This window comes from Larkinella bovis (genome assembly GCF_042655385.1).
Lineage (GTDB): Bacteria > Bacteroidota > Bacteroidia > Cytophagales > Spirosomataceae > Larkinella > Larkinella bovis.
Map to the genome: position 1 here is coordinate 406,058 of NZ_JBHSMA010000001.1, position 14,573 is coordinate 420,630.

Genomic DNA, 14,573 nt, shown 5'->3' on the forward strand with positions numbered 1-14,573 from the left:
CTATACCTCGAAATGAGGCCGGTCAACAAAACCATCATCGGCCTTGCCATTATGGTTGAAATCGCCACCCCAGATGACATTGGGGAATTTTTCGTGAATGATGGCTGCTGCCAACTCAAACAACCTGGGCGTGTAGTCCAGCTTCGTTGTACCAGGCACAACAAACGCGATGTCAAACGCCTGGGAGGGATACCGCTCATGCTTCGATTGGCCGGGCTTGGCCTTGGTAACAATCTGACGGTTGGCCTCTTCTGAGATCGGACCCATACCCGCACCCCGGCGCAACGAATTGACGATAGCTATCTTTTCCCGCCCCTGAGCGTAATAAGCCCGTTGCACGGCTGACGGCCTGAATACTTCCGTCAGGATGACTTTGGGCAGATTGGGGTAACGGATCGACCACTGTTTTTGCAGGTATAACCATGCCGGTTGAAGCTGAACAACGGCATCCGAAATGTTACGGGTACTAGGCATTGTCTTGGGGGTTTTTCGCCCGACGTTTGCGACTCGTTACCTGCCGGAACGTTCGGACCAGTGTTTCAACCTGTTTCGTCAGTACCGCGATGTCCTGAGCCTGCTTTTCAACCAGGGCGGTCAACTGAATGATTTTTTCCTCCTGGGCAACGAACCGAATGCGGGTTCGTTCGAACTGTCGAACGATAGCAATCAGAGAAGGGATGCCTACCCCAATGGCCGTTGCAATTCCCCAAACCTCCGCCATGCTTAAGCGGATTTCAGTTGCACTATTGATTTGGGTCAGAAGGGGTAGCAGCGAGAACATCGGAACGGCGAAATGGAGTAATGGATTGGTCATGGAGGTGCCGGGCCTGCGCCTGGGCGTCCTCTTTCTTCAGGTGTACCCAACCGTCAGTCGTTTGGTATAGCGTCCTGACGGTTGGATAGCTCCTGAAGATTAGGGCTAATTCGGTCATATAGCGACGCGCTTCTGACCCAGATACATGATGGGCAAGGCAATCTCCATGCGCTTCATGTTCTGTTGGGCATTCATGGGGCTTGAATTGAACTGACAGCCGAACAGGGTATAGTTCACCATCTGGTCATATTCATTGCGGAAGGTAATCTGAACCTCAAAGGGCGAAATCCGATTAATATCCCCTTCCGCCAGCGGGTTCGCATCAAAAATGCGTTCCAGGTCGTTTTGCAAAAGCGTCAACGTGCCTTCATAGGACTTGTTGCCTGACTTAATCGCCAGCGGCTCATTGCCCTTGCCATAGATGAATTCCTTCTCCTGTTTGGCGTCCCACTGCGCCCCGATGATCCCAATTGCCAGCAACCCACCGATTCGAATCTCGGTTTGTGACCAGCTATACAGCCGGGTATCCATTGCAAATTGTGCCATTACGATTCAGTTAATGCGGGATTGGAGAATCCCAGTTTGACAACGATTTCCTTCAACTGACCCACCGGAACGATCTTCAGATCAATCTCCAGACGATCCGTTGACAGGATGTTTTGGCGGGGATTGATCGAACAGGAAACCGACGAACAGTTACCATTCGTGACCATCTGCTGAATCAAGGTCTGCTCAATGCGGCCTTCGTAGTAGGCCACCTTGGACGGCGAAATCCGGCCTTCTTCCGTGATTTCCACTTCGTCCAATAGCTCCTGAACGTAGGTTGCATAGGTCAGACGAACCGCCTTGCCGATGACCAGGTTGCGACTAATCGACGTAAAATCATCAGCCGCATCAACCAACGTGGGATCATCAGACAGGAACACACCTGGAATGCCCAGGTGAATGCGGGGCAGGATAAACCCGGCATCGTGAATAGCGTCCAGGGCGGCTTTTGCCATCGATACCACGGGCAACCCTGTGGTAAGGTGCCCTTCAGCCATAAACGGCCCATCCTTTACGCGGCCAACGTTGCGCTGAACAGGATTGCTCGCAATTCGCCCCAACAGCTTGCCCATGCAGGCCACCCGCGAACCGGCAACGTCGGTTCCGACGAAACATGAAACGTGGTTATTGCTGCCACCGGAGCGGTAATTCGTGTAATTCAGGGCAGGGTCCATAAAGGCACCGTCGAGAATGACGTGAACCGGCGTGTAGCGGCCATAGAACTTGCCCGCAACCGATTGGGCAGCACCGGCAGCAGCCGTTAAGCCGCCATCGAAGCCTTGCGAGTACGAAGGGGTATAACCACCGGCCCGGCCCAGTGAGGTACCGACTACCGTTATACGTCCCAAAGCACCAACCAATAATTTTTCCAGCGGAGAACTATCGTCACCCGTCAGGGCTACCGCCGTGGCCTGGGTGGTGGTGTTGGCAATCAGGATGACCCAGAGTTCAGCGCCATCGCCAGCCGTCGCAAAGAAGTCGCTGATTTGCGTCCAGGCATGAAGCAGACCGGAAACGCTTTTCAGAATCCCAACCGCTTCCGCTTCCGCCAGCGAGTAGAACCGCTTGGGAACCCCCAGAGCCAGGCCACTGGCAGCAATACCAGTCACCACCAGCCCGGCAACGCCATCGCGCACGGTGGCCGTTCGGCCCAGACCACCGTTTTGAATTTGTATGTCAACTTTTGGTTGTGCCACAATTGTGAGATTTAAGAGTGAAGAAATCATGGGCCGGGTTTGTAGCCCGGCCACTCACAATTAAGCAGCAGCGTCCTCAATGATGGCAAAAATGCCCTTGCCATCAGCGCGACGCTGACGGCCACCCATCATCAGCAGGAAAGAATAGATGTCTCCGTAGTAGGTCGGATCACCCAACTTTTCAAACATCTCCACTGTACCCATTGCCCGTTCAACCACGGTTGGATGCCAGCAAATGGTTGCCATATTGTCCGTTGTGGCACCAGCCGCACCAGGATCTTTTACGACCGGCGTACTGGCGTTTGTGTAGGTCAGAGTCGTGGAACGCTCCATCAACTCGAAACCGTACAATTTCGCAATGACACCCCCTTTTACGTCCAGTTCCAGCGACTTGTCACGCTTCATCAAATCCGAATCGTCCAACAGGAAATCCATTTGGTCAGATGGGATCAGCGCCACCCGGCCTTCTTCTGGAATGTTCTGTTTGTTCATCGCCAGACGGGCCTTTTTCAGATCGGCTTTCGTTAACCCTTTCCGGTTGCCTGTTGCGGAAGGCGAGGCCGCAGCGATGGCCGCGCCAGTTGTCCGCAGGTATTGGGCCGCCGTCGTCGGTGCCCAGTTGCGAAGGACCCATTCAGCCACGAGTTGCCGGATCGTCGCCATATCCTCGGCAATGACCGACTGCCGTTTGTCATAGGACAACTGGATTGCGTCGATATTGGGGATCAGGATCGGGTTGGATGTGAACTCATCCAACGCATACGTGATGTCCGTATCTGACCGCTTGGTAACAGTGGCAGGCAATTCCGACCGGTTACGCGTGGCACCAGAACCAGTTCCGGCGTTCGGGATGTGGACTACTTTACCGGCCAATACATATTGATCGGCATTAATTGATTTCAGCAAAAAATCGTTGCCTTTGTACAAGCCGCCAACGATGTCGGTTTGCCAAATTTCTTTTTCTAAGGCCATTTGGTTGAAAGATAGTTACGTGGGTACGGGTAAAATCGGTTGGCCCGCCCTTCGGTTTACACTTCCGGGCGGGCGCTGTTCTGGGTTATGTTATTTGCCCGAATAGGTTTTACCCCATTTGGCGTTGTAGATACGGTCGAATTCCGGGCGGTTGTCAGCCATCAGTTTGACCAGCTTACCGTTGCGGTCCAGCTCATCGTATTTTTTGGCGGCTTCCTCATCAGTCAGCGTCAATGGCGGCTGACCACCGGCAGCAGCAAGAGCAACCAAATCAACCGGGGCTTTCATGCTGTTCAGGACGGTTTCAGCCAGGCTGAAATCAGTCGCAAACAATTTGATGTACGTATCCTTCTGATCCGCCGAAATCCGCTTCTCTGCAATAGCGGCATCAACCAGCTTAATGGCTTTGGTATCTTGCTCGTCCTTCTGCTTTTTGACCAGGGCTTCGTACTTCTCCTTGTAGTTGGTACCATCTGCCGGAGTTACAGGGGCTTTCAGTTTGATCACCTCAGCGACGATCTGTTCCTGGGTGGCCGTTTCTGCAAGGCCACATGCCAGGGCAATGGCTTTGTAATCCATTTGCTCTTGGGGTTTTGTGAAAGGTTTTGATTGATTGGAAAGCTGGAGCAGGTAGCCTTTGGCCTGGTCTTCGGTCAGCACTTCACCGCGTGAATCGCATAGTTTCAGGGCGTTTCGATTCCCGCCAACATCCACGATGCTGATTTCCTGAAGCGTACTACTGGTAGCGTCGTAACACTTGAGGTCTTCATTCCAGACCACCTCGTGAACTTCGGCCACAATGCTGGCCGCATTGAGAAAGCCACGGTCAACCTGACCGCCGATTTCAGCCCCTAGCTCAATTTCGGTATCAAATTCGGATTCGGCCAGCCACTCATTATTCTCCAGTCGAAGATTGTTCCATTTGCCAATAACCCTTCCGCGAACGTGCATGTAGAGCATTACCGGGTTCGCTAGGAAGGCGTCGATCTTTAAGCCTGAGCTAAGAATACGGACGTTAAAACAGGTAATGGTCTGGTCCGAAACGCGGAAGGTTTTTGGCTTTGGCATAGGCTACAATTACAAGGGTACGGTGGCGGCTCTCGCCTTTTGTTGGGATGAAATTGGGGAGCCGGTTGAAGGGAAGCAAAATGTTTAGCTACCGCGTAGCTGTAGCAGCTACCGCGTAGCAAATTCAGCTACTCGGTAACTAAACACTTTGGGTCAGAATGGCGGGTTAGCCAACTTTGACAAGGCAACCAACGCCCACCGTACCCATGAATTCACGCGACAAGACCAAACAGATCGGCAAGGAGCTATATATGCTGGGCAAGCCTGCCCAGGAAATAGCCCGAATGCTGGACGTTTCGACGACTACGGTTTCCAATTGGACCACGAAAGAAGGATGGCGGGAAGAACGGGCCTCCAAGCTCTCCCAGAAGAAAACGATTCAGGATAGCCTACTTTTTCTGATCGACTACCAATTAGAAGCCCTATCGGAAAAGGTGCGCAAAAACCGGGAGGAGATGGACGAATTGCCACTCCTGGACAAAGGCGAGATCGACGCGCTCAGTAAGATGTTTGCCGTCATCAAAGGGAAGGAATTGCAGTGGTCGAACGTGGTCGATGTCATCCGGGAATTTGGCGAAGCCGTCAATCGGAAAGACCCCGATTTTGCCAAGGCCCTTGTACCGTTCATGGATGATTTCTTATTGTTTAAGCGTGAATCAATGACTATTTAAATGGGCCTGACTGCAAAAGATAAAAAGGCGTTTCAGGAATATTTAGACAGTCGGAAAGAGATTGTTTCGGCTAAAACGTCGGACATACCCCTGAACGAACCAGCCGCCGTTAAAGCCGACCGGATCGACCGGTTGAAAGGTGATTTCGTTGCATTCTGCGAATACTACTTTCCGCACTATGCTTCAGCTCCGTTTGGCTGGTTCCACAAGAAAGCGGCCAAAGCCATCATTGCCGATCAGAATATCTTTGCGGTGCTGGAGTGGCCGCGCGAACACGCGAAGTCGGTTTTCGCGGACGTGTTGATTCCCTTGCATCTGAAAGCGAAGGACGAATTAACCGGCATGGTGATCGTGTCGGCCAATCAGTCCAAAGCCATCGGCTTGCTTTTGGATGTGCAGGTTGAATTACAGTTCAACCAGCGGTACATCAATGATTTTGGCGAGCAGTTTTCATTTGGGGATTGGGAAGAAGGGAATTTCAGTACACAGGACGGCGTAGGGTTCTGGGCGTTGGGCCGTGGGCAATCCCCGCGCGGCCTTCGGAAAGCGGAGAAGCGGCCCAATTACGGGGTAGTCGATGACATCGATGACGACGAACTAATCCAAAATGAAGAACGGGTTGAAAAAACCGTCACCTGGGTAGAAGGGGCGTTGTACCCCTGTTTCTCCATTCTGGGTGCCCGGTTCGTGGTTGCCGGAAACAGGATTGGTCGCAAAGCGGTATTGGCTCACCTGGTGGGGGATGTCGAAGACGGCGACCCGGTTAAAGCGTCGATTTTCCATTGCAAGGTTTTCGCTTTAGAGAACCCCAAAACCCACAAAGAGGACCAGAGCGAAACCGGCGTACCTGCCTGGAAAGAACGCTACACCCGGCAAATGCTGCTGGAGAAGTGGAGTAAAATCCGTTATGCGATGGTACAGCGGGAATATTTCCACCGGTTTATCGTATCGGGCAAAGTCTTCAAATCGGAATGGCTGACCTATTTCCAATTGCCTCAAACCGCCCGACCACTTGCCCACTATCAATTTATCGTCTGTTATGTTGACCCCTCCTGGAAGGACAGCAAAAAGAATGATTACAAGGCATTAGTTGCCATTGGGGTAATCGGGAAGTACAGAGACTTATTGGATTGCTGGGTTCGCCAGGGCTCGAAAAGCTCAATGGTCATCGCTCACTACAACATGGATGAAAAGCTACGGGAAATGGGTGCCGGAGTCATTTACCACTTCATTGAGGGTGGATTGATGCAGGATGAACATTTGGAGCATTACTGGAAAGAAGCCGAAAACCGTAGTGCTGCTTTGCCGATCCGAGCCGATACCAGGGACAAACCAGACAAAGCCGGACGAATAGAAACAAATCTTCAATCTCCGATTGAACACGGTTTTTTCCGGATCAATGAAGCCCTGAAGGGAAACCGGGATTTTACCAACTGGAAAGACCAGCTTCTAGCCTTTCCAACCGGGCACGATGACGCGCCCGATGCCACAGAAGGGGCCGTCTTTATTGCCAATCAAAAAGTAAAAACTTCCGTGCCAGCAATGACCGGAGGCCACCGCCGTAATAACCGCTATTGAATCATGTTTTTAAACAAAGCCGACCTTTTAGGTGATCTGTACCCCGAAATGCGGGACTTGATGACCCGCTATGCTGACACCGCCTTAAACGCTCACCTGGTAACGGCTGAAGCGCAATTGCAAACGTATCTGGGTAGCCGTTACGACATCGACCCGGAACTGACTAAAACGGGCGTAAACCGCAATGACTTTCTGGTTAGTCTGGGCCGCGACCTGGCCGTGTACCACCTGTACACCCCCCTGGAAACGATGCCCGCCAAACGAAAAGACCGCTATGACCAGGCCATTCGGATGCTGGAATGGTTGGCCGCTGGCAAAATGAAACTAATCGGTGTTCCCCTGGCTCCAGTACCAGAAGACGGACCTGTTACGGGTCAAATTGGCTTTGGCTATAACCCCAGAAGGGCGACGCTGGCGTAACACCCGTTTAAATGTGATTTAAGTTCTTCGAGAATCGCCCCGCACCAAAAAACCGATCCGTATTACCACCGTAAATAAAATGGCGAAAAAACAGGCAAAAAACGCAAACGTCAATATTGTCGATAATACTATCCAGATTCGGACACTTGACCGGAGCCGGAAAACGCTCGACAATTGGAAAACCGCCATGCAGTCGGCGGAGTCTCTTTTGAATCCGAACCGCCAGCTTTTGTACAACCTCTACGCGGACATCATGCTCGATGAGCACCTGATCAGCGTGACGGATCAGCGCCGGTTAAACGTCACGGGCGTCACGCTGATGTTCGGGAAGGATGGCAAGGAAAACGAGGCTATCGGCAAACTCATCGATACGGAGGCATTCGAGCAACTACTCGAACATATTCTCGACAGCCGGTTTTTTGGGTTCAGTTTGATCCAAAACGATTTTGCCACGATTATCAACGAGCAACCACAAATCAAGCTGGTGCCCCGCGCCCATGTGAAACCTGGCTTTGGTATTGTCGTTGGCAATCCGGGCGACATGACCGGCATCGATTATACCCAACCTCCTTATGACACCTTGTACACCCCGGCAGGTCGGGCCGACGACCTTGGGTTACTGTTAGCGGCCGCTCCGCTGGTGCTGCTGAAACGGGGTGATGTCAGCGACTGGGCGACGTTCAACGAGGTATTCGGGCAACCGCTCCGGGTGGCCTATTACAACCCGATGGACCCCACTCAAAAACCGCTCCTGGAAAAAGGCATGGCCGAAATGGGATCAATGGCGTATATGATCCTGCCCGACGGCGCAAAGGTTGAATTCCCCACGACCTACCAAACGGCAGCGGCAGACACCTATGAGCGGTTTGCCAACCGGATGGATAAGGCGATTTCCAAGCTGATTGTGGGCCAGACCATGACCACGGAAGACGGCAGCAGCCGGAGCCAGAGTGAGGTACATGAACGCACGGCTGGTAAGATTGCCCAGTCCGACCGGCGCTTTGCGCTCCGCATTCTGAACAGCCGGATTAAACCGGCTCTGATTGCCCAGGGCTACCCGGTTGGGGAAGGGGAGGCGTTCAGCTTCGTGGAAGAAGAAGAACGGCTATCCAAAAAGGATCGGCTCGAAATGGATATCAAAATCCATAAGGAAGTTGCACCAATCAAAGTGGACTATTTCGCCCAGGAATACAACGTGCCGATAGATGAAGAAGCCTTAAGCAATCGTCAGCAGCAAGCTCTGCAAACTACGGAGGAAGAGCCGGAGGACGAAGAAAAACCAGAAAAGCCGAAAAAGGTAAAGCAATCCGCTGTTGATGAATTTGGCCGGTTCATGCAGTTTGCTCAAGTTCTGAAAGAGCAAGGTTTTTTCGAGTAAGCCCTATAAAACTATCCGCTGTCGGGGCCAGCGTCCGAACTCTTTATACTGATTGTGGGTGTGGTGATCCTTTTCATTTGCATTTGGCGGATGGGGAAGACGACCTATTGCCTTTGCCTACCAAGATCGTAAACATCAATGCCCTGACGAAAAAGGCGCTGAAAAATGTCTACGATGGCTTTCAGGGACTGGTCGAAACCAACCTGTTTTCAATCACCTACCTGACGCTAAGTAATGCGGTGGATGTGGGTTTTGGCAAGCTGGCCTACGGCAAGCCCAACCAGGCGTTCATTGAGCAATTGAAACAATCAGGAGCGTGGTTTGCTGCCCAGAAGTCTTACCAGCAAAGGCAAGACCTGGCGGCTCTTCTGGTAAGTTCGGATGGTAAAACTAAGCGCCCCTGGAAGGAATTCGAAAAAGCCGCTCAGGGTATTGTCCAGAACTATAATGAACGGTGGCTGAAGACGGAGTACAACACGGCCATTCGTTCGGCCCGAACCGTCAGCCAGTGGTCCGAATGGCAAGCCAATTCCGATCTGTACCCAAACCTGAAGTATTTGCCTAGTCGTGCCGCAACGCCCAGAGAGGAACACAAACCCTACTACGGCGTTGTCCGGCCCATTGATGACGATTTCTGGGTGAAGCACTTGCCGCCGTCCGCCTATAACTGTATGTGTGGGGTCGAACAGACCGACGAACCGGTAACGCCAATACCAGAGAAAGGACCGAAACCAGCCCCCGGCCTGGACAATAACCCGGCTATTTCGGGCGAACTGTTCAACCCGGAAACGCACCCCTACGCGGACGGCATTGATGCCCCTACGAAAAAGGAACTAAAGGCAGAAGCCGAACGCCTGGCAAAACAGATCGACTACGAAACGCTGAAGGTTAATGAGGACTTCAAAGATTCGATGTTGAGAACCCAAAAGTATTTGAAGCAATACAAAAAGGCCGAAAATGAAGAATTGGCCGCAATCAACATTTATTCCTCGGTAGAATATTTTGACTTAAACCGCTGGCTTCGGCATGGAAGCAAGGATGAAAACGAGTTTTTAGGCGCATTAAAACGGGTTTTATCGGCGGGCTTGAAACACATGAAGCGGTATAAAGGAACGGCGTATCGGGGCACCGATTTACCGGCAGATGTCATTGCTGATTACCGGAAAGCCCTGAAAGATGGTAAGCCAATAACGCACCTGGCATTTACTTCAACGAGCCGAACGTCCGGTAAAGAGTTCAACGGAAATGTGAAGTACGTCATTGAGTCGATCAATGGACGAAGCATTGAAAAACTGAGTCAGTTCGAGTCGGAGCAGGAAATTCTATTTGATGCAGGAACGCAGTTTAAAGTACTGGAGGTAAGCGATGTTGGTGGCGTGACGTACATCCGCCTGGAAGAATTAAAGAAGAAATGAGGCTTCTGCATCCATCCGGCGCTGTAAGCCCCGACGATCTGCGTCCTCTTTTTCCCGCTGTTCGGGCGTCAATGTTTCCCGGCGTTTGGCTTCCTTCTCCTGTTCCCACTGGAAGAACTCGGCCATCTGACCCAGTTTCGGGCCACCACCGGGAGCAGCATAGGGGTTTTTCGTAGCCATGAGTTTGAAGTAGTTGGGTACAAGTATAACAAATTTTTAAAGCAAAAGATTGTGGACCCGAAAAGTTTTGAGCAGGCGGCACGAAAGGTTCAAACCTTCATCCAGACCGATATACCCAAAATCGTCCAGGTTGAAGGGAAAAACCATTTTAAACAGTCATTCCGGGACGAAGGCTTTACCGATGAAATTCTAGTCAAATGGCCGGATATATCGGAAAAGGCGAAGGACCGGAAGCGGAGAAAAAACGGAAGCCTGACGCCGATCCTAACCGATTCGGGCAACCTGGGCGATAGCATCGACGCGGACATTGAACCCGGTCAGGTTGTGTTTGGCTCCGACGTGCCCTATGCCAAACGGCACAATGAAGGAGAGAAAGGAACCCCGAAACGTCAGTTTATGGGACCAAGTAAAGCCCTCGAAAAGAAGATCATCGACAAGATTGATCGTCAACTCAAACAGTTTTTTAATCCCATTTAAACGGCATTTAAACGATGATCGAAACCTATTTAATTATCATCGACGCAATTAAACGTAGCCTGCCCTGGGCGCAGTGGATCGACTGGGATAAAGGGCAGCTAGACGAACCCGAAAAGTTCAACGCCATTGTGGTGCCGGGTATCCTGGTCGATCCGTCCGCCGTCGAATGGGAACAACTTGGTAAGGGCTTTCAGCTTGGCAACGGACCCATCACCATCAAACTGGTTACCCTACTACCGGCCCAGACGCACGCGCTTGATCCGCTCTTGCCCGAAAACCTGAAAGTGCAGCGCATGGCCGAGCAGCTTCACGAAACGATGCTGGCCGTCAGCGGAGTGCTTCGCCGGACCGGTAGCCCAAAACCGTATTGGGCCAGCACCTACTTTGTCATTGAGCAGACCTACGATTTTCGCCACACCTATCAGCCGGATATCCCACTCGCTCCGTTGCCCAGTCCGGCCATTAATGCAACCATCACCGTAACCCTATGAACATCCTTCTTAACGTATGATTACAACCCCCGATTTTTTAGAGAATGATAACGAGGTTGAACTAGCCATTTCCTGTACCCAATTCCGGGATTTGGATCTTGAACTTTCCTTTGTCAACCCGGACGACAACCAGCCCTACGCCTGGCCTGACTCTACGTTCAACATGCAGGTTCGCAGCGATAACGGCGATTTGCTGTTTGGCCTGTCCACCGGCAATGGGATTACCCTGACGGATGACGACACGACTATTCACCTCGAAAAGCCCGCTTCCGAAATGGTCTTTGCTCCCGGCGTGTATTACTACGACCTGATTGAAACCACACCTTTAGAAGCCGTCGAAGGGCGGGCCAAAGGACCCTTCATCATTAAACCAGGCATAACCACCGTATCATGACACAAGTAATCAAAATACCCTACAAGCGGGGCCGGGATGGACGACCCGTTGAATTCTCAATCGATGTAACGACCATCCGCTACAAATACCAGGGCGAAGACAATAGCAAATGGCGCGCCCTGGGCAATATTCAGGGGCCGAACGGGTGGCTTCCCGTTTTAGGGGGCGTATCAGATGGCGAGCGCCGTTTGCTTCGGGTTGTGGATTGGGCTGGGGGCGCGGGAGTAAAACCGCCTATTGGTGTCTATTTATCCGAAGACGGCTATACAACCGATAGCGCCCAGGCCGTTAGCATCCGGGGAGAACGTGGCCCGCGCCCGGATCACCAGTGGGTAGGTACGGTATTGAAGGTGCAGCACGCCGATGGCACGCTGGATGACGGCGTTAATTTGAAGGGAGAGAAGGGTGACACGGGCGACAAGTGGGTGAATTGGCAAGGGGCCTGGCAAGCAAACACTCCGTACGAGGCAGGAGACGGTGTTGAAAACGAGGGTAACAGCTACCGACGCAAAACGGACGGCACGGATACCGTATTCAATTTGGCCGATTGGGATTTACTGGCCCAGGGCGGCACCGTTGCCAATGGCACGGTCACTAATGACAAGCTCAGCGGTGATGTTGCTTTTAAAAATTACCCTTGGGCAACCACCGCCAATCCAATTAGCTCATTACGAAACGGAATTCCAGACTTAAAACTCTACGGGGTCGATCCTTCCAAATTATACACGATTAGCAATTTGCGCCGTAATTCAGGCGCAAATTGGCAGGTCACGATTCAAGAGTGGACAGGATCAGCACTTGGGCCCGTCGTTTTCAATTGGCAACAGACCGACTATACCGAGACAACTGACACGACAACTATCACGATCTATGGGAGCGGCAACTTGCGGGCAGAAGTGAGCGTCAAATGGTCAGCCATGAGCAGCACGGTAAACAATACCGGAATGACGTATCCCACATCCGGCATCCACCCGAAGACCTACCAGGCCGACCCCTACAGTTTAATTAACAAAACAGTTCTACGCAATTTCCCCTGGGTACCTTCAGCCACACCCACGGCCCAAATCAGGGCGGGTATTCGGGACATTTCGTTGTATGGCGTCGATGTGTCGAAGATGTACACCCTTGGCATCGTGAAGCGGAATGCAAGCAACGTCTGGCAGTTGTCGATCTATGAGTGGACCGGCTCGGCGTTGGGTTCACTGGTGTTCAATTTCCAGCAAACCGGGTATACCGAACCGGGGGCGGGGATTGATACGATAAAGATTACGACCGGGGGCGGATTGGTGGCGGTGATCGTTGTTGATTGGTCGCAATTAACCGGAGTCAATTCTACCGGAATCGGGTATAATACCGCCGGTATCAGCCCTCTGTGCTATCAATCGTCAGTAGCAGGGCTACTGACCGCTGGAAGTGTTACCGAAACGTCGTTAGCACCAGGTGCGGCCAGCACAACCAAAATTCCCGATGCCGCCGTGACAATTCCCAAGCTCGAATCCGCCGTGGTGTTGAAGAATTACCCGTGGCAGGTCGCGGCCACGCCAAGTGCGGTTCTTCGGGCGTCGATTCTGGATGTGAAGCTTTTCAATGTGCCTTCTGGAAAGCTCTACGCCCTTTCCACCTTTCGCCGGAATGTCACCGTTTCGGGGGTCCCTGCGACGTGGCAAATTATCATTCAGGAATGGAATGGTTCCTCGTTAGGTGCCACGGCGTTTAGCTGGTCAAAGGTAAATTACGTGCCAGGCGCGGATATTGAAACGATCGCAATCAGCGGTTCCGGAAAGCTGTGTGAAATTACAATCGACTGGACACAAGTAACGGAGGGATTGAATATTTCGGGGGCCAGCTTTAATTCGGCGGGGATAAGTCCACGGTGTTCAAGGTCCGCCAAGCCGGTAGCGGCTGCGATGGATGTCGTATTGCCGCCAAAATTGCACTTAATCAACGGGGCGCAATATTGGTTCTACGACGATGCGATTGTGCGAAATTCATACGTTTTCGAACGGGAACCCCTGAAAATCGACCTGTCGGCGACGCGGATCAGCGACGGCACGGCAATTACGCCTTTCTCGTATATGCAGGGGCAGGGCGTCATTACAGGGGGCGAAAATTTCAACCTGACCGTGAAGGTGCAGGACTACAGCGCTGGTGGCCGTGACCCGTACACGGCCTACCAAAAGACGATTCAAGTTGCTTCCAAAGCCAAACCGACCGGGGCGACAATCAACCTGCTGTTGATCACCGATTCGTTTTTCGACGCCCAATGGGGTGATGGGGCGATGGCGTACCTGAATCAGTTTGCCCTGGCAGATGGCAATACCATCAATTTTAAGGGGACTAGAACTAGTTATGGCTACCGGGGCGAATGCTATGCCGGGTGGAGTGAGGTGACATTCCTTACGAAGTACATTCCCACAGCAAACCGGGCGAACGTTAATGCCGCCGGTAGCGATCCGAACCTACACAGTCCATTCTTGTTTTCGACGGACGACACACCCGCCAACGCTGTGTTCGATTTCGCGCAGTATCGGACGAGCTACGGCATCGGGGCGGTCGATGTCGTCTGTTTCCACCTCGGCGTCAACGGGGGCGATGGTACACAGATGAACCAGATGATTGCATCGATTAAGGCCGACCTTCCGGCCTGCAAGATCCTGGTCTGCATGGTGCCTCCGGCTGAAAAGAACCGGGCGGGATTTGACTCGGTGAATCGGCAGGGCGGTCGCCTTATCCAGAATGATAATTACATTTCCAAGTTCGGCAACCGGGAAGCAGAAGGCATCTATTTAGTGCCAGTCCACATGTCTTTCAATCGGGAATATGGCTACGCTTTTGCGAATGCAGAACGTATGCAATTCAACCTGAATAGCGCCCCGGCCAGGGTTGTGCAAACGGATCATCACCCGAATGCCAGCGGCATGAAAGCAGAAGCATACGCGATCTATAATTACCTGATGTACGTCGTTGTTTAAA

Annotated in this window: 16 protein-coding genes; 9 read left to right on the forward strand and 7 right to left on the reverse strand. The window is 52.2% G+C overall.

Annotated elements, in window-relative coordinates; genetic code table 11:
• The 6 genes from ACFPMF_RS01715 to ACFPMF_RS01740 all read right to left on the reverse strand — a co-directional run bounded on the left by ACFPMF_RS01715 (position 1) and on the right by ACFPMF_RS01740 (position 4,596).
• Positions 1 to 474, reverse strand: coding sequence for a M15 family metallopeptidase domain-containing protein (locus tag ACFPMF_RS01715; protein ID WP_379840699.1), 474 nt, complete (start codon positions 472 to 474; stop codon positions 1 to 3).
• Positions 467 to 814 carry a hypothetical protein gene (locus ACFPMF_RS01720; RefSeq protein WP_379840700.1) on the reverse strand — a complete coding sequence of 116 codons (348 nt, stop codon included), beginning with the start codon at positions 812 to 814 and terminating at the stop codon, positions 467 to 469. The genes ACFPMF_RS01715 and ACFPMF_RS01720 overlap by 8 nt, the downstream gene beginning before the upstream one ends.
• A 114-nt stretch (positions 815 to 928) precedes the next feature.
• Positions 929 to 1,360 carry a hypothetical protein gene (locus ACFPMF_RS01725; protein ID WP_379840701.1) on the reverse strand — a complete coding sequence of 144 codons (432 nt, stop codon included), beginning with the start codon at positions 1,358 to 1,360 and terminating at the stop codon, positions 929 to 931.
• Positions 1,360 to 2,556, reverse strand: a complete 1,197-nt coding sequence (locus tag ACFPMF_RS01730; RefSeq protein ID WP_379840702.1) for a DUF2586 family protein — start codon at positions 2,554 to 2,556, stop codon at positions 1,360 to 1,362. The genes ACFPMF_RS01725 and ACFPMF_RS01730 overlap by 1 nt, the downstream gene beginning before the upstream one ends.
• A 60-nt stretch (positions 2,557 to 2,616) precedes the next feature.
• A complete protein-coding gene (locus tag ACFPMF_RS01735; protein WP_379840703.1) occupies positions 2,617 to 3,528 on the reverse strand; it encodes a phage capsid protein in 912 nt (303 codons plus the stop codon).
• Positions 3,529 to 3,618: 90 nt separating this feature from the next.
• Complete coding sequence (locus ACFPMF_RS01740) at positions 3,619 to 4,596, reverse strand: hypothetical protein (RefSeq protein WP_379840704.1); 978 nt, start codon at positions 4,594 to 4,596, stop codon at positions 3,619 to 3,621.
• A gap of 206 nt (positions 4,597 to 4,802) precedes the next feature.
• On the opposite strand from ACFPMF_RS01740, the gene ACFPMF_RS01745 reads away from it, so the two are divergent.
• The 5 genes from ACFPMF_RS01745 to ACFPMF_RS01765 all read left to right on the forward strand — a co-directional run bounded on the left by ACFPMF_RS01745 (position 4,803) and on the right by ACFPMF_RS01765 (position 10,058).
• Complete coding sequence (locus ACFPMF_RS01745; RefSeq protein ID WP_379840705.1) at positions 4,803 to 5,267, forward strand: DUF1804 family protein; 465 nt, start codon at positions 4,803 to 4,805, stop codon at positions 5,265 to 5,267.
• Entirely contained in the window at positions 5,268 to 6,845 is a 1,578-nt protein-coding gene (locus ACFPMF_RS01750; protein ID WP_379840706.1) for a hypothetical protein, read from the forward strand.
• 3 nt (positions 6,846 to 6,848) lie between these two features.
• Positions 6,849 to 7,265, forward strand: a complete 417-nt coding sequence (locus ACFPMF_RS01755) for a phage protein Gp36 family protein (protein WP_379840707.1) — start codon at positions 6,849 to 6,851, stop codon at positions 7,263 to 7,265.
• A 79-nt stretch (positions 7,266 to 7,344) separates the two neighbouring features.
• The gene (locus ACFPMF_RS01760) at positions 7,345 to 8,643 is read left to right on the forward strand and encodes a phage portal protein family protein (protein WP_379840708.1); all 1,299 of its coding nucleotides are present in this window, start codon (positions 7,345 to 7,347) and stop codon (positions 8,641 to 8,643) included.
• A gap of 881 nt (positions 8,644 to 9,524) precedes the next feature.
• Positions 9,525 to 10,058, forward strand: coding sequence for an ADP-ribosyltransferase (locus tag ACFPMF_RS01765; protein ID WP_379842735.1), 534 nt, complete (start codon positions 9,525 to 9,527; stop codon positions 10,056 to 10,058).
• On the opposite strand, the gene ACFPMF_RS01770 is transcribed toward ACFPMF_RS01765, so the two are convergent.
• Positions 10,044 to 10,238, reverse strand: a complete 195-nt coding sequence (locus tag ACFPMF_RS01770; RefSeq protein ID WP_379840709.1) for a hypothetical protein — start codon at positions 10,236 to 10,238, stop codon at positions 10,044 to 10,046. The two genes, ACFPMF_RS01765 and ACFPMF_RS01770, sit on opposite strands and share 15 nt — an antisense overlap.
• Before the next feature lie 51 nt (positions 10,239 to 10,289).
• Here ACFPMF_RS01770 and ACFPMF_RS01775 point away from each other — a divergent pair, with 51 nt between their 5' ends.
• From ACFPMF_RS01775 to ACFPMF_RS01790, 4 genes are read left to right on the forward strand one after another with little or no spacing between them, the layout of a single operon-like run.
• Entirely contained in the window at positions 10,290 to 10,715 is a 426-nt protein-coding gene (locus ACFPMF_RS01775) for a phage virion morphogenesis family protein (RefSeq protein ID WP_379840710.1), read from the forward strand.
• Between the two features lie 14 nt (positions 10,716 to 10,729).
• Positions 10,730 to 11,206 (forward strand): hypothetical protein, encoded by a 477-nt coding sequence (locus ACFPMF_RS01780; RefSeq protein ID WP_379840711.1) that lies wholly within the window; start codon positions 10,730 to 10,732, stop codon positions 11,204 to 11,206.
• Positions 11,207 to 11,222: 16 nt separating this feature from the next.
• Positions 11,223 to 11,600: a hypothetical protein gene (locus tag ACFPMF_RS01785; RefSeq protein ID WP_379840712.1), complete on the forward strand. Its 378-nt coding sequence runs from the start codon at positions 11,223 to 11,225 to the stop codon at positions 11,598 to 11,600.
• Positions 11,597 to 14,572, forward strand: a complete 2,976-nt coding sequence (locus tag ACFPMF_RS01790) for a hypothetical protein (protein ID WP_379840713.1) — start codon at positions 11,597 to 11,599, stop codon at positions 14,570 to 14,572. The genes ACFPMF_RS01785 and ACFPMF_RS01790 overlap by 4 nt, the downstream gene beginning before the upstream one ends.
• The last annotated feature ends 1 nt before the right edge of the window (position 14,573 follow it).